At 34.4% G+C, this 14931-nt stretch carries 15 protein-coding genes and 1 other annotated feature (1 of these 16 running past the window's edge); of the genes, 12 read left to right on the top strand and 3 right to left on the bottom strand.

Annotation, left to right across the window (positions count from 1 at the left end; translation table 11 throughout):
* Positions 1 to 6 (top strand) — a binding site (T-box leader); it begins 226 nt to the left of the window's first position.
* A 55-nt stretch (positions 7 to 61) separates the two neighbouring features.
* The 3 genes from proB (at position 62) to CWS01_RS09835 (ending at position 3498) form a co-directional block, all read left to right on the top strand.
* Entirely contained in the window at positions 62 to 1162 is a 1101-nt protein-coding gene (gene proB / locus CWS01_RS09845) for a glutamate 5-kinase (RefSeq protein WP_101177025.1), read from the top strand.
* Positions 1163 to 1174: 12 nt separating this feature from the next.
* Positions 1175 to 2422: a glutamate-5-semialdehyde dehydrogenase gene (locus CWS01_RS09840; RefSeq protein WP_101177024.1), complete on the top strand. Its 1248-nt coding sequence runs from the start codon at positions 1175 to 1177 to the stop codon at positions 2420 to 2422.
* 176 nt (positions 2423 to 2598) lie between these two features.
* Entirely contained in the window at positions 2599 to 3498 is a 900-nt protein-coding gene (locus CWS01_RS09835) for an AEC family transporter (protein WP_101177023.1), read from the top strand.
* Between the two features lie 202 nt (positions 3499 to 3700).
* Here the strand turns inward: CWS01_RS09835 and CWS01_RS09830 are convergent, their stop codons facing one another.
* Both CWS01_RS09830 and CWS01_RS09820 read right to left on the bottom strand, forming a co-directional pair.
* The gene (locus tag CWS01_RS09830) at positions 3701 to 4564 is read right to left on the bottom strand and encodes a YitT family protein (protein ID WP_101177022.1); all 864 of its coding nucleotides are present in this window, start codon (positions 4562 to 4564) and stop codon (positions 3701 to 3703) included.
* An 835-nt stretch (positions 4565 to 5399) separates the two neighbouring features.
* On the bottom strand, positions 5400 to 5708 hold the full coding sequence (locus tag CWS01_RS09820; RefSeq protein WP_101177020.1) for an HNH endonuclease: 309 nt from the start codon (positions 5706 to 5708) through the stop codon (positions 5400 to 5402).
* A gap of 170 nt (positions 5709 to 5878) precedes the next feature.
* On the opposite strand from CWS01_RS09820, the gene CWS01_RS22345 reads away from it, so the two are divergent.
* The 9 genes from CWS01_RS22345 (at position 5879) to CWS01_RS09780 (ending at position 14079) form a co-directional block, all read left to right on the top strand.
* Positions 5879 to 6025: a hypothetical protein gene (locus CWS01_RS22345; RefSeq protein WP_157827620.1), complete on the top strand. Its 147-nt coding sequence runs from the start codon at positions 5879 to 5881 to the stop codon at positions 6023 to 6025.
* A gap of 267 nt (positions 6026 to 6292) precedes the next feature.
* Positions 6293 to 7327 carry an ROK family transcriptional regulator gene (locus CWS01_RS09815; RefSeq protein ID WP_193603770.1) on the top strand — a complete coding sequence of 345 codons (1035 nt, stop codon included), beginning with the start codon at positions 6293 to 6295 and terminating at the stop codon, positions 7325 to 7327.
* Between the two features lie 52 nt (positions 7328 to 7379).
* The gene (locus tag CWS01_RS09810) at positions 7380 to 8612 is read left to right on the top strand and encodes an MFS transporter (RefSeq protein ID WP_101177019.1); all 1233 of its coding nucleotides are present in this window, start codon (positions 7380 to 7382) and stop codon (positions 8610 to 8612) included.
* A 60-nt stretch (positions 8613 to 8672) separates the two neighbouring features.
* Positions 8673 to 9215 carry a maltose acetyltransferase domain-containing protein gene (locus CWS01_RS09805; protein WP_101177018.1) on the top strand — a complete coding sequence of 181 codons (543 nt, stop codon included), beginning with the start codon at positions 8673 to 8675 and terminating at the stop codon, positions 9213 to 9215.
* A gap of 503 nt (positions 9216 to 9718) precedes the next feature.
* Positions 9719 to 10099 (top strand): VOC family protein, encoded by a 381-nt coding sequence (locus tag CWS01_RS09800; protein WP_101177017.1) that lies wholly within the window; start codon positions 9719 to 9721, stop codon positions 10097 to 10099.
* A gap of 124 nt (positions 10100 to 10223) precedes the next feature.
* Complete coding sequence (locus CWS01_RS09795) at positions 10224 to 10784, top strand: sugar O-acetyltransferase (RefSeq protein WP_101177016.1); 561 nt, start codon at positions 10224 to 10226, stop codon at positions 10782 to 10784.
* Positions 10785 to 10985: 201 nt separating this feature from the next.
* Positions 10986 to 11144: an HAD family hydrolase gene (locus CWS01_RS22940; RefSeq protein WP_235852020.1), complete on the top strand. Its 159-nt coding sequence runs from the start codon at positions 10986 to 10988 to the stop codon at positions 11142 to 11144.
* Positions 11145 to 11914: 770 nt separating this feature from the next.
* A complete protein-coding gene (locus CWS01_RS09785) occupies positions 11915 to 13105 on the top strand; it encodes a class I SAM-dependent rRNA methyltransferase (protein WP_101177014.1) in 1191 nt (396 codons plus the stop codon).
* A 188-nt stretch (positions 13106 to 13293) separates the two neighbouring features.
* Positions 13294 to 14079, top strand: a complete 786-nt coding sequence (locus CWS01_RS09780; RefSeq protein ID WP_101177013.1) for an HAD family hydrolase — start codon at positions 13294 to 13296, stop codon at positions 14077 to 14079.
* 229 nt (positions 14080 to 14308) lie between these two features.
* Here CWS01_RS09780 and CWS01_RS09775 read toward each other — a convergent pair whose 3' ends face one another.
* On the bottom strand, positions 14309 to 14761 hold the full coding sequence (locus CWS01_RS09775) for an Lrp/AsnC family transcriptional regulator (protein WP_101177012.1): 453 nt from the start codon (positions 14759 to 14761) through the stop codon (positions 14309 to 14311).
* Positions 14762 to 14931 lie beyond the last annotated feature (170 nt).

The raw sequence follows: 14931 nt of genomic DNA, 5'->3' as shown, positions 1-14931 counted from the left end.
CTTTATCGAAGGATGAGAAGGGCTTTTTTATGTTTTTTGGAATCAGGAGGTTTTACAGATTATGGAGAAAAAAAGAGTTGTAGTGAAAATAGGAAGCAGTTCCTTAACGAATGCCAAAGGAGAAATAGATGAAAAAAAATTATCAGACCATATTGCAAGTATTGCCATCTTAAAAAAACTAGGCCACGAAGTCATCCTCGTTTCTTCTGGAGCAGTTGCCGCAGGGTTTGCAAAGTTGGGATATCCGTCACGGCCTGTTACATTAAAGGGCAAACAAGCAGCAGCGGCAGTTGGGCAAAGTTTGTTAATTCAAAACTACATTAAACAATTTTCTCAATTTGACATTATTCCTGCTCAAATCCTTTTGACAAGAAATGATTTTTCGAAAAGAGATCGATACCGCAATGCCTATTCTACACTGATGGAATTATTGGAAAGAGGCATTTTGCCGATTATTAATGAAAATGATACAGTGTCTGTTGAAGAATTGACATTCGGCGACAATGATATGCTGTCGGCTCTAGTGAGTGGACTTGTGCATGCAGGGCAGCTAATTATCTTAACAGACATTAATGGCCTGTATGACAGCAATCCAAAGGATAATCCTGACGCCAAAAGATATGATTTTATCGAGGGAATTACAGAAGAGTTTATGAAGGGCGCAGAAGGTTCCGGTTCAAAGGTTGGAACAGGTGGAATGAAGTCGAAACTGGTTGCTGCAGAAACAGCCATTTCATTAGGGGTAAAAGTATTTATAGGAAATGGCAGTGGAAAAGAGAAACTCATTTCTATTTTAGAAGGGCATGGAGATGGCACTTATATTGGAAAAGATGAATTAACAGCCATTAATAATAATCGCCAGTGGATTTCCTTGCATTCAACAGTTCAAGGGAGCCTTTATGTAGATAAAGGGGCAGAAACAGCCTTAATGAATCATGGAAGCAGCTTATTGCCTGCTGGAATATACAAAATTGAAGGAATATTTGAAAAAGGGAATGTAGTAGAAGTGATTGGTGAATCAGGAAGAATTGGAAAAGGGGAAGTTTTATATTCATCAGACGAACTTATGTCCATTATCGGCAAAAAAAGCGAAGAATGCAAAAATGCCGAACATCCTTCCCGAACAACAGTCATTCATCGTGATAAATGGGTAAAAATTTAAGGGGGATTAAAAATGACAGAAATCCAACAAAAGGGAAAAAAAGCGAAACAAGCAAGTTTTGATATGACACAATTAACGACAGCGGAAAAAAATGATGCATTATTATTCATCAGCGAGCAGCTTTTGATCGATCAAGATTATATTATCGAAGAAAATAAAAAAGACTTGCTATTTGGAAAAGAAAAAGGGCTGACAGAGTCTGTTTTGGATCGCATTATGCTGAATAAAAAAAGAATAGAAGATATGTCGTTAGCTATTAAACAATTAATTGAATTAGAAGATCCAATTGGGCTGACATTAGAAGAAATAACAAAAGAAAACGGTTTGAAAATGATGAAAAAAACGGTGCCAATAGGCGTAATGGGCATGATCTATGAAGCTAGACCAAATGTAACGGTAGATGCAGCGACCTTATCCATTAAAACAGGCAATGCTGTTTTATTAAGAGGAAGTTCTACAGCAGCATACTCTAATCAGGCGATTGTCAAATCTATTCATAGGGCGCTAGAAAAGTCTGTTCTTCCACTAGATGCTGTACAGCTGATTGAAGATACGAGCAGAGAAGCAGCAAAAGAATTATTCCATTTAAAAGAATATTTGGATGTCCTTATTCCAAGAGGCGGAAAAAATTTAATTGATACAGTTGTACAGGAAGCAACTGTTCCTGTTATTGAAACAGGCGCAGGAAATTGTCATATCTTTATCGATGAAACAGCAGAAAAAAACATGGCGATTTCTATTAGTTTAAATGGGAAAACACAACGTCCTTCTGTCTGCAATGCAATTGAAACAATTTTATTTCATGAAGCTTGGTTTAACAAGCATGGAGTGGAGCTTCTAGCTGCTTTAGAAGATAAAGGAGTAGAAATTTACGGTGATGATAAAGTTTGTGCAGCTTTTAAACAAGCGAAACAAGCAACAGAAGAAGACTGGTATACAGAATATTCCGCATTAAAAATTAGTATAAAAGTGGTCGGAAATGTGGAAGAGGCTATCCAGCATATCAATCAGTATGGGACCAATCATTCAGAAGCAATTATTACAAGCGATGAAAAAAATGCAGCATTATTTTTAGCAAAAGTAGACGCGGCAGCTGTTTATCATAACGCAAGCACAAGATTTACAGATGGTTTTGAATTTGGTTATGGTGCAGAAATTGGCATTAGCACACAAAAGCTTCATGCAAGGGGACCAATGGGATTAAAAGCCTTAACATCGAGCAAATATTTAATTTATGGTAATGGCCAAATAAGACAATAAATGCTAATAGACTATAAAAACTTTTAATAGATAAGAAGTGTTCTCCGCTGCTTTTTTAGTAAAATGATTGAGCGTTGGTGGAGAATGTTCAGCTCATAAAGAAACTGCAAAGCGTGAGGGTTTGGTAATAGGAGTTAAAAAATACAAAGGGAAGTACAGGAGAACGGAGTTTTTTAATGGAATTTTTTGCTGTATTATTGCCAATATTTTTTATTTTTGGGGTCGGGTTTGTTGGAGAGAAGATTCTGCATATTGATGTTAAACCAGTTTCAACTGTGAGTGTTTATTTAATGAGCCCAATCCTTGGTTTTAGTGTGTTTTATGAAACAAAATTTAATAGTGATTATGTAATGATGACTATTTATGCCCTTGCTTTAGTATTTGGCATTATTGCGATTATTTATTTGGTGGGAAAGCTCAGAGCGTATAGCACAAATAAGATGTGCGGAATGATTTTATCTTCAGCCTTTATGAATAATGGCAATTACGGTACACCCCTTGTTTTATTTGCGTTTGGCGTACCAGCTTTGCATTATGCTGTTATTTTAATGGTTATTCAGCAATTGATAATGGCAACAATTGGAATATATTATGCGGCAAAAGGATCTTCCGAAAATCCTTCGAATAAAGAAACTTTGCAAAAAGTATTGCGTGTGCCGATTATGTACGGGGCATTATTAGGTATAATCTTTCATTTTTTGCATGTACCAATAAGCAGCACGATGATGGATGCCATTAAAATGGTCGGGGATGCAGCTATTCCAACGGTTATGCTTGTTCTCGGCATGCAGTTAGCAAAAATTTCAGTGAAAAATTTGCGGATTCCTCAGCTCTCTTTTGCTTTAGTGCTTCGATTAGTGGTATCGCCATTGATTGCTTGGGGGATGACATTATTTCTCCCTGTGGATGATCTGTTAAAACAAATTATGATTGTGCTGGCAGCAATGCCATCTGCAGCTAATACAACATTGTATGCGTTGCAGTATGGTACAGATCCAGACTTTGTATCATCTGCAACGCTATTTAGCACATTGCTCAGCCTAATTACATTACCGATTGTTTTATCACTTGTGTAAACATAAAAAAACTCTTGTTTAGTATTTACAAGAGTTTAGAGTATAGACAAAGTAGAAAATACACATTTTCAGGCTGATTGAAAACGTCTGAGCTTCGAGGCGCGAAGTTACCAAGATGGGTAATGAGCAACGAGCAACAAAGAAAGCGGGCGTTTGTCAACAGCTTGAACTCTTGTCTAGTGCTGACAAGGGTTTTTTTGCTTTAATGAATAGCTGATTTAAATTTGCCTCCATGAGCTTCTTGGGTATCCATTATGGTAATAAAGGCATTTGGATCAATTTCTTGGACAATGCTTTTAAATTTTGCCACTTCTAATCGTGTGAATACAACATACAGCACTTCTTTTTCTTGATCTAAATATCCACCTTTTCCTTTTAATTTTGTAACACCGCGGCCAAGACGATCTGATAATGCTTCGGCAATTTCTTCATACTCATTGGAAATAACCATCGCTGCTTTTGTATCGTCAAATCCTTGGATAACCGCATCTAACGCTTTGCTTGCAATATAATACGTTAAGATGGAATACATGGCTTGTTCCCATTCTAAAACAAATCCTGCCCATGCAAACACAAAAACATTAACAAACATAACAAACTCGCCGACAGAAAAAGGAATTTTTTTGGATAATAAAATCCCTAAAATTTCTGTCCCATCCAATGCACCAGAGTTGCGGATCACTAGTCCAACACCTGCACCTAAAATCAAACCGCCAAAAACTGTCGCAAGCAGGGGCTCTGTTGTTAATGCTTCAAAATGATGTAGGCTTGATTCTACAATTGCCAGCATAATGATGGCAAATAGGGAAGAAATGCAAAAGTTTTTCCCTATATACTTATATCCTGCAAATAAAAACGGTAGATTAATAATAAGCACAAGGATTCCGAAACTAAAACCGGTCATATAATTTAAAATAAGAGAAACACCGATAATGCCGCCATCTATTATTGTATTTGGTACTAAAAATAATTCAATGGCTACTGCTGCAAGGCTTGCACCAATCATTAACATAATGTAGCGCATAATTAAATGTGATTTTGATTCTTTTTTATGTATTTTTACCATTTTTACACCTTTCCTTATAAAAGTTCAAGGAATATTTATTAATCATCATAAAATATTGATTAAGTTATCATTCCACTATTATTTTAAAATATGCATGTATTTGGACAATGGACGTACCAAAATATTCTAATGTTTATTGTTGATTAGTTGTAGAAAAGAGGATAAACGCTAAATGGGAGTATGGATGTAAGAAATAATTCGAGTATTCGAAGAATGTTGAATTACTAATTGCTTCATATTACCTCTCTAGATATCTACGATCATTAAAAAATGCCTCCTTTATTCATAAATTGTCCATACTAATAGTTTAACATAGAAAGAAAAAGTTTTTCCTTTATAAAGCATGAAAAGGGAAAAAGATGTTAACGAGCAGGTTTTGTTTTTTCTTGTAGCTTTGTATTTGGTCTTTTTTGCTTATATAAAAAGAAAGCATCCAGCCATAAATAAAGTAAGGGGTATGTTTTTATTTTGCTGTAAATGGGTGTTGACCTTAAGGAATGCTATAGCAGAAAATCCTTATTTTTACAGCCTGAATTTTATCCTTATGGTTGGTCTAGTTTTTATTCATACATTTTTAGTAACAAGTCCGGCATTCATTGAGTGGAGTTCGGTGCTTTTTCTTCATTTTATAGGACTAAAAGAACTGCTAATCGAGAAAAAGTAAAATTTGCGTAAAAACAAATTTTGCTGGCAATCGTATAATTTAGTAGAAGCAAAAGCCAAAAAGGCATTAGAGGGGATTAAGGAATTGGAGAGAAGGAGGAATAGGAAGCCTGAAGGGTTTAACTAAAAATCTGTTGGATAGGAAAAGTCTTCACTGATTGTTAGTTGCACTTTATCTTTTTTTCTTTCTTTCCTTCGATTTTTTAACCTTTAATAATTTCGAGGACGGCTGTTTTTTGATCCAGACCAAATATTTTTTTATTTGGGGATCATCTTCTAAGAGGGGAACCGTATGTAATCGTAGAGCTAATTCTTCATTTGTATACAATGCATGGACTTGTTTATGACATGGAATGCAAAGATTAGCCGTCTCTAAAAGAGCGCCGCCCATTTCTTTTGGTATTAAATGATGAACAGTTGTTTCTACATTTTCTCGTAAACATAATGCACAGGTCCCTATCTGTTTTTTTGCCTTTCCCATTTTTATTTCCTCTCTTTCGTTGTTTTTCTTTATATTTTCCCAATTTGGCTGGAATTATGGCGGCAGGCGGCAAACACATAAAATGAAAGAAAAACGAAAATTTTTTTTATCCCCATATCTTTTTATAGAGTTTCCACGTTATAGATATGAAAGAAAAAGGAGGCATGTCGATGAACTTCCCTCAAAATAAAATGATAAATGAAAAAGATGGGCTAGAAGAAAATAGGAAGAAACTTGGTGACTATTGTAGATTTCTTCAAATCAAAAAATGGGACCGAGAAGATATTATACAAGAAACGTATGGGAACATAAAATAACATCAGCTTTATTAAAGAAATGGCGTATAACCAATGGATAGATATAATTCGGAAAAATAAAAAACAAGTAACGATGAAAGGAAATAAGGATGATGTTTGATTTTTATTCAAAAAACTTATCAGATTGTCAAAGAGCAGCATTAGAATATTTGTATGGTGAAAAGAAACCTTTTAATATCAATTTTTATTGTTTTCAAAAAAAAATTATGTTATATTAGCACCATGCTTATTAAAGATCTTTAATAAGTTTTTTAGGAGGTGAATTTAGTGAATGAATTATCAGCTACTCCAAAATCTATGAAGAAGGTGATACTTACTGGAATTCGAAAAACTCTGCTAGAACTAGGAAGTGCAACAAAAGCTGAACTCAGTCATACATTAGATATTAGTTTTCCGACAATAAGTAAGTTCTTAGCACAGATGGAGAAGGATGGAGAAATTCTTTTAGTCGGTTTAGATGATTCTAGTGGTGGAAGAAGAGCAAAAAGGTATACATATAATCCTGAGCATATGTTAGGTCTGGCAATATTTTTAGAAAGAACAGAAACAAATTATACGATTTTTAATTGTATGGGTGAAGTAAAGATAAAAGGAAAAGCGCCGAGTGTACTAATGGATAATGGTTTAAATTTATTAACTAAGTGCATGGAAAACATAGTGACTAAATATCCGAGAATCAGTTCTATCGCAATTGGTGTTCCTGGTTCGGTTGATAACGGCCGAATTTTTTATATACCAGGGTACGAGCAGTTTCAAAATTTTGATTTAAAAGGATACTATGAGGAGTATTTTTCTATACCTGTCGCAGTAGAGAACGATATGAATGCTGCTGTTCTTGGATATCACAATAATAAGGGGATTAGGGACAGAAAATCCCTTATATATTTGTATTCTGGTCAGAATGGACCAGGAGCAGGGATTATGATAAATGGAGATGTGGTGCGAGGAAGTACTTTTTTCTCAGGAGAGGTTTCATTCGTTCCACAGTATAACGACAGGAATTTTCAACAAGCTTTAGAAAACGGAAGTGGATCTAAAAAAATTAATATCAGTAAGGATTATGAGATAGATGCAATTAGCAGGTTAATAGCCTCGTTTGTAGCTATTATTAATCCTCATATCATTATTTTTTGTAATGATGAAGTGGAAAAAGCAATGGTAGACAAAATTGCCATAGGTAGCTCAAAATATATCCCTTCGGAACATCTTCCAGATCTTAAAATAAGCGATTGGAAACAAGATTATTTATATGGATTACAAAGTATTGGACTTGATCTCATGTTGAATGGAATAAGCAGGTAAAGCAAATCGAAAGTACAATGGACCACAAAAAAATTAATGGCGAGGTTTACATATGACGATATTCCTTTTAGGCATCATTTATTTGGCTTTTATCAGCTTGGGTTTACCTGACTCCTTGTTGGGGGTAGCATGGCCCGCTATGCAATCTGATTACGGAGCCCCACTTGAAACTGCTGGATTCCTTTTTATGATGATTGCTGGTTGTACCATTATCTCGAGTTTAATCAGCGGAAAGATACTTAAACGATTTGGAACTGGCCATGTCACGTTTGTCAGTTGCTTAATGACTGCTATTGCTTTACTAGGATTTTATTTTGCTCCTTCTCTTGTTTGGTTAATGGTATGTACCATACCACTTGGACTCGGGGCAGGATCTGTTGATTCTGGATTAAACGATTATGTAGCTAAACATTATAAGGCACACCATATGAGCTGGCTGCATTGTTTTTGGGGAGTTGGAGCTACTTTTGGTCCTATCATTATGGCCCAATTTATTGCAGAGCAAAATTCTTGGAGAAATGGATATTTTGCGATTTCTGGAATTCAGTTCGCGTTAGTAGTAATCCTTTTTTTTACTTTACCTTTATGGAACAGAAGAGGAAAAAACAGCCATATTCCTTTAAATGAAGAACCTGAAGATTCAAAAGATGTGTTTTCTAACGAAAATGATCACCATGTAAAACCTTTGCAAATTAAAGGAGTGAAACTGTCTCTCATATCCTTTTTGTTTTATTGTGGGGTTGAAGCAACAATGGGGCTTTGGGGCAGTAGTTTTCTAGTAAATGTTAAGGAGTTGTCTGTAGCAGTTGCAGCGCAATGGGTTTCCTTCTATTACGCAGGAATAACCATTGGCAGATTTATTACAGGTTTTATTACTTTTAAAATGAGCAACCGTACTCTTATTCGGATGGGGCAAATAATAGCATTGTTCGGTGCTATCCTTCTGTTCCTTCCATTGCCGTCCATTTTTTCCCTTATAGCTTTCATTATAGTTGGATTAGGGTTGGCACCAATATTTCCTTGTATGTTGCATGAAACACCAACACGTTTTGGGAAGAGGCATTCCCAAACAATTATGGGCTATCAAATGGCTATTGCCTATACAGGCAGTACATTCATGCCGCCAATACTTGGTTTTATCGCATCTCATTCAACAATAGGAATATTCCCATTTTGTATGGTTGTTTTTGTTGCAGCAATGCTCATGAGTTCAGAAAATTTAAATAGATTACTTAAAAAGAAGATTTTACTAAAGAAGAAAGACACAAGTTCAATAGTATCTTAATCATATGAGGATTCAATAGATAACAGAATTTTCAAGAAAAAGTATGAGGAGTTATTTCATATGAAAACTGAAAAAGAGAAAATGTTAGCTGGAGAATTGTATTTTCCTGATGAGGAACTTGGAAGAGACCATATTAGAGCACGCCAAATACTTGCAGAATTTAATGGTTCATTAGTAGAAAATAGGAGTGACCTGTTAAAATCTTTGTTTGGAAAAACTGGTGAGAATTGTTGTGTAAAACCTAATTTTAATTGTGATTATGGATTTAATATCCATGTTGGAGAGAATTTTTTTGCAAATTATGATTGTATTATATTAGATGTCTGCAAGGTAACTATAGGAAATAATTGTATGCTGGCACCAAGAGTATGTATATATACTGCAACCCATCCATTAGATGCAGAAACAAGAACATCAGGTTTAGAATATGGCAAACCAGTTACTATTGGTGATAATGTTTGGATAGGTGGAAACGCTGTTATTGCGCCGGGAGTTACTATTGGCAAAAATGTAGTGATTGCTGCTGGAGCAGTTGTAGTGCGAGATGTCCCGGATAATGTTGTAGTTGGGGGCAATCCAGCTAAAGTGATTAAACAAGTTTAAATAGAACAAACTACTTTCAGTGCATTTAAGGTACCAAAAGCCATCTGTCATATTTATAAAAGTAAATTAAAAATATAATAGGAAATGCAAGCGGTATATCATGATGGATATGCCTTTGAAAAAACCTAAACTGACAGAGTAAGATTTCATTTGATCGTACTTAGAATCACAATTAGCATTAAGTAAAAGTGGGAGGGCTAAAAATGATTAAATTAGTAATATCTGAAATGGATGGAACTTTCTTAAATAACAATGGCAATTTTAATAGAGAATTATTTAAAGGTAAAAATATTATTTTGTCACTTATTAAAGAGAGGTAATAAATTTTCATTTCTATACTTATTAAATTTCTTTAATAAGATTTTTGTTTGAAGGAAAGCCAGTTTAAAAGAAATATTGCTAGTATTGGTGGAACTAATTTAGAACGTCGAAGCTTAACTCTAAAAATGTTTGAATAGTGACACTTACGGTGATCTTTAAATAATTAAGGGAGTGAAGGAAATTTGAAAATTGAGCATGTGGCTATTTGGGTCAATGATTTGGAGGGTATGAGGGAGTTTTATGAAATTTATTTTAATTGTAAGTCAAATACTAAATATCATAATAGTGTAAAGAAATTTGAATCTTATTTTCTTACGTTTGAATCGGGTGCACGATTAGAAATAATGCGTAAGGATGGCATTAATAAGCAAAATAAGGGGGATAAAATTGGCTGGGCGCATATTGCTATTTCTCTAGGAAACAGAGAGTCGGTTAATCAATTAACAGATAGATTAGTAAAAGATGGTTATCCTCTTGTTAGTGCACCTCGTATCACGGGTGATGGATATTATGAGAGTGTTATAGAGGACCCTGAAGAAAACCTTATTGAATTGACTGTATAAGGAAAGCGATAGATATATGTTTTGAAAGATTTTAAGCTTAGTAGCTTTAACTAAGCTAATTTAATCAATGGGTTACTATATATTGACGTATTTAAATTTTTATAGAGGAAAAGGAGCTTAAAATATGAAAACAGAAAAAGAGAAAATGTTAGCTGGAGAAATGTACAACCCTGCTGACCCAGTATTATCAAAGGAACGTAAGGAAGCAAGACACAAGGTTAGAATATATAATCAAACTTTAGAAACGGAAGGAAAAAAACGGACTGAGTTATTGAAGGAGTTATTGGGTTCAACGGGAGAAAACGTATATATGGAACCAAATATACGTTTTGATTATGGCTATAACACACATGTAGGAGAAAACTTTTTTGCAAACTTTGACTGTACCATTTTAGATGTTTGTGAAGTGCGATTTGGGGATAATTGTATGCTTGCACCTGGCGTACAAATTTATACAGCAACACATCCACTTCATCCAACGGAACGTAATTCGGGGAAAGAATATGCAAAACCTATTACTTTTGGAAATAATGTATGGATTGGAGGAAGTGCAGTAATAAATCCAGGAGTAACGGTAGGAGACAATGTTGTTATCGCATCAGGTGCAGTAGTTACGAAAGATGTATCAGATAATGTTGTAGTTGGTGGTAATCCAGCTAGAGTGATTAAGCAAATTGAAATATAAATCATTTCTTTCGGTGTATTTTAGGGATATTCCTAAAAAAATCCATTCATTACTTAAAAACTATATTGCAAAATGTAACCGCTATACAATGGGTATTTCGCTTGGGAAACTTATAATGACTTTATGAAGTGCAATCTGAGTGTATTTAATATGAAAGATAAATAGGGGTAGCTAAACATCATTAGATTAGTAATATCTGATATGGACGGAACTTTCTTAAACAACAAGGGTGATTTTAATAGAGAATTATTTAAAGAGACGAAAAAAATTATGAAGGATAAAGGAGCTGTGTTTGCTCCTTGTACGGGAAAACAATGTGAACGGATAGAAGAATTGATGCGGATGATTTCTGGATTTTAGGTGATAACGCAACACGTATAAAGCACAACAAGCAGTTTGTTTATGAATCCTTATTATCAAATGGATTGGGGATGCGAATCATCCAGCTCTTTAAAGAAATAAGCCTGGATCATACTATTATCGCATGTACAAGAAAAGGAACATATGTACAAGAAAAGGAACATATGTAAAAGAAACACTATCTCCTGAAGAGTTTGCAATCGTACGAAAATCCTATGCAAATGTTATACAGGTAGAAGACTTTAATAGTATTTCAGAGGATTTTATAAAGATAACGGTACACGATCCAGCTTTCCAGTGTGTAGAAACCAGAGAAAAGCTGTCTTCCCTCTTTGAGCGCGCCTTTATTGTCGCTTCAGAGGCATCCTGGAAAGAAATAGGTATATACTGAGATATGGATTCATTTCTAAAAAAACTGACCAGAATGTTGCAAAAGCTGCTTATGATTATGATACGGAACGGGATTATTTTTTAATGCAGAAGAAGCAAAAGAGTATGGCATGATTGGTAAAATAATTATCTCGAAATAAAAAACAGTTCATTTGGTTCCTTTTGGCCAGATAAACTGCTTTTTTTTGCACAAAATTATGTTAGTGCATCTTGTAGATAAAGGGATTTTCGGTTCATTTATAAAAAACGAATGATTGTTTTGGCTAATATAGGTATCCCTACCTTTTTCATGTATAATAAATAGAATCGAATGTTTTTTCTGTAGTCATTTACATATACAGAATGATGAAATGAATAATAGAAAGTAAATAGGTGACAAAATGGAACGAATAGAAGTGCAAGTAAATCCTTTATTTGAGCGTGAAATAAAAGAAGGAAACCCTTTATTGTATAAAGATTCTTTGGCAAATGTTTCCCATTTAGAAGAAGGGCAAATTATAGAAGTGAGAAATAAAGCAAAACAATTTCTTGGGCGTGGGTATTATGCTATTCAAAATAAAGGAATTGGCTGGATTTTAACCAACGATCCCAATGAAGCAATTGACGAAAAATTTTTCGAAAAAAAATTAGCTGCTGCTATTGATAAAAGAAAAACATTATTTCAAGATCCTGATACAACTGCATTTCGTTTGTTTAATGGCGAAGGAGATGGAATCGGTGGTTTTACGTTGGATATTTTTAATGAATTTTTGCTTTTTCAATGGTACAGCAAAGGAATTTATCGTTCTAAAGATAAGATTATTGCAGCTCTGCAAACATGTATAGATTTTAAAGGAATTTATGAAAAAAAGCGTTTTGATCAAAAGGGCATGTATGTAGAAGATGACGATTTTGTGATGGGAATAAAAGGAGATTTTCCAATTACAATAAAAGAAAATGGCATGAGCTACTCTGTAGATTTAAACGACGGGGCCATGGTTGGAATCTTTTTAGATCAGCGAGATGTGCGTAAAACGATTTGCGATAAATATGCAAACGAAAAAGATGTATTAAATACTTTTTCTTATACAGGGGCTTTTTCTGTTGCAGCAGCAATTGGTGGAAGCAAGTCAACAACTAGTGTAGACTTAGCAAATCGAAGCAGAGCAAAAACGGCGGAAAATTTTCAGCTGAACAACATCGATCTGGAAGAACAAAAAATTATCGTAGAAGATGTTTTCCACTATTTTAAATATGCTGTTAAGAAAAAACTGTTATTTGATATGGTCATTCTTGATCCTCCTAGCTTTGCAAGGTCAAAAAAACATACATTCAGTGCAGCCAAAGACTATACTAACTTATTAAAAGAGGCCATTGCGATTACAAAGGATAATGGTATCATTGTAGCCTCCACAAATTGCAGCACCTTTGATATGAAAAAATTCAAAAAATTTATTTTAGATGCGTTTGAAAAACAAAGCAGCAGGTATGAAATTGTTGAGGAATTTGGTTTGCCAAAAGACTTTCGTTATTTAGAGCAGGTCAAAGAAAGTAATTATTTAAAAGTGGTTTTTATTAAAAAACGAAAGTGATTGTATGAAAGATAATGGTTGGAAAATCAGGCGGGAAAAATGCCTGATTTTTTTCTCTTTATGGGACAATAAAATTTACGATCAAGTTTCTGTTCAAAAATCAAGTATTTACATCTAAATCGTTACCTTGTAATCTAGTAGGGAAAGCAACACTATCTAAGTACATAATGGAATGGGGAAAGATTCAAATGGTGAAAGCAATATTCTTTGATTTAGATGATACATTATTATGGGACAAAAAAAGTGTGCAAGAAGCATTCAACAAAACATGTAGACTTGCACAAGAAAAATATGAAATAGATGTTCAGATATTAGAAGAAGCAGTGCGCAAAGAGGCAAGAGCACTTTATGAAGGGTATGAAACTTATTCATTTACTCAAATGATTGGCATTAATCCTTTTGAGGGTTTATGGGGAGAATTCGCAGATGATCATGATTCTTTTCGAAAAATGAAAGAAATTGTGCCGCTTTACCGAAAAAATGCGTGGATAAATGGCTTAAAAGCTGTTGGAATTGAGGATGAATTATTTGGTGCAGAATTAGCAGAAGCATTTCCTCGTTTGAGAAAAGAATCTCCATTTGTTTATGAAGAAACATTTGAAGTTCTTGATCAATTAAAAGGAAAATATAAGCTAGTTCTTATTACAAATGGTTCTCCGCAATTGCAAAATACAAAATTGGAAATAACACCAGAAATTGCACCATACTTTGATGAAATCATCATTTCAGGTGCTTTTGGCAGAGGCAAACCTGATCCATCGATATTTGAGCATGCATTAGCAATCGCAGATGTCCATAAAGAAGATGTGTTAATGGTAGGAGATAATCTCAATACAGATGTGCTTGGTGCTACAAGAGCTGGCATTAAATCAGTATGGATTAATCGAGAAGAGGCTGTTCCTAAAGAGGTTATTCCTACTTATGAAATTCAGAATCTTCACGATTTATTTGCAATTATTGATTCAATGGCTTAAGAAAGTGTAAAGAATAAAGCAGGGAAAAAGTACAAATAGCCTTTCAACATGTAGACAAAATCTAAAATGAAAAATTTCAGGCTGATCGAAAACGTTTGACTTTTGAGGCGTGAAGCCTTGAGAGAAGCGGAGTTACCGAGGTAGGTAATGAGCATTCGAACAAGACGAACAAAGTGAGCGTTTGTCGACAGCCTGAAAGGCAAATAGCCTTTTTCCTGCTTTATTGTATTTAAGAAAGATCTTCATCTTCCATTGGCAATAGATGACGATAAGGAACAGGTGAAGCCAAAATAACAGAAGTATTGATTGTTCCATATGGGATTAGCCGATCCACTAATTTGCGCATTCCATCAATACCAGAGACAGCTGCTTTAATCGTATAGCTAATTGGCCCCGTTACCCGATGACACTCGATAATATCCTCCACTATCTGAATGAAATCTTCGAATGTTTTTGCTTCTCCTTTTAATTCGCTAATTTGAATAAATAATAATGTTTCTCTTCCTAATTTAGCAGGAGATACTCGTGCGCTAAACTCAACAATAATGCCTTTTTCCTGTAGGCGAAGTAAACGTTCTGAGACGCTTGGACGGCTTAAAGCTAATTTTTTGGATAAATCGCTTATTGTTATCCTTCCATCTTCTTGCAGAATCTTCAGTAATTGTATATCAACCTTATCCATTCCTTTAATTTCTCCTTTGAACAAATTGAACTTGTTTTCTTGAAAAACAATTCGATATTTAGGTATTTTGGTTTAAATGCATTCTTTTTGTTATGTAAAATTGCTTCGATCTATTCTATCATTATAAGTGTAATAATTCCACCTTTAAATCCACATATATTTTTCCCTTA

It is taken from the genome of Niallia nealsonii (assembly GCF_002835805.1).
Lineage (GTDB): Bacteria > Bacillota > Bacilli > Bacillales > Cytobacillaceae > Niallia > Niallia nealsonii.
The sequence above is the reverse complement of the archived record's forward strand: the minus strand, read 5'-3'. Positions and strand labels throughout refer to the sequence as shown.

What these genes read in the sequence shown, in the direction of transcription:
- CWS01_RS09830 (WP_101177022.1), bottom strand. Translation starts at nt 4,564, where the DNA reads ATGGTAAAAATACATAAAAAAGAATCAAAATCACATTTAATTATGCGC.
- CWS01_RS09785 (WP_101177014.1), top strand. Translation starts at nt 11,915, where the DNA reads ATGGAACGAATAGAAGTGCAAGTAAATCCTTTATTTGAGCGTGAAATA.
- proB (WP_101177025.1), top strand. Translation starts at nt 62, where the DNA reads ATGGAGAAAAAAAGAGTTGTAGTGAAAATAGGAAGCAGTTCCTTAACG.
- CWS01_RS09795 (WP_101177016.1), top strand. Translation starts at nt 10,224, where the DNA reads ATGAAAACAGAAAAAGAGAAAATGTTAGCTGGAGAAATGTACAACCCT.
- CWS01_RS09780 (WP_101177013.1), top strand. Translation starts at nt 13,294, where the DNA reads ATGGTGAAAGCAATATTCTTTGATTTAGATGATACATTATTATGGGAC.
- CWS01_RS22345 (WP_157827620.1), top strand. Translation starts at nt 5,879, where the DNA reads ATGAACTTCCCTCAAAATAAAATGATAAATGAAAAAGATGGGCTAGAA.
- CWS01_RS09820 (WP_101177020.1), bottom strand. Translation starts at nt 5,708, where the DNA reads ATGGGAAAGGCAAAAAAACAGATAGGGACCTGTGCATTATGTTTACGA.
- CWS01_RS22940 (WP_235852020.1), top strand. Translation starts at nt 10,986, where the DNA reads ATGGACGGAACTTTCTTAAACAACAAGGGTGATTTTAATAGAGAATTA.
- CWS01_RS09775 (WP_101177012.1), bottom strand. Translation starts at nt 14,761, where the DNA reads ATGGATAAGGTTGATATACAATTACTGAAGATTCTGCAAGAAGATGGA.
- CWS01_RS09840 (WP_101177024.1), top strand. Translation starts at nt 1,175, where the DNA reads ATGACAGAAATCCAACAAAAGGGAAAAAAAGCGAAACAAGCAAGTTTT.
- CWS01_RS09810 (WP_101177019.1), top strand. Translation starts at nt 7,380, where the DNA reads ATGACGATATTCCTTTTAGGCATCATTTATTTGGCTTTTATCAGCTTG.
- CWS01_RS09835 (WP_101177023.1), top strand. Translation starts at nt 2,599, where the DNA reads ATGGAATTTTTTGCTGTATTATTGCCAATATTTTTTATTTTTGGGGTC.
- CWS01_RS09805 (WP_101177018.1), top strand. Translation starts at nt 8,673, where the DNA reads ATGAAAACTGAAAAAGAGAAAATGTTAGCTGGAGAATTGTATTTTCCT.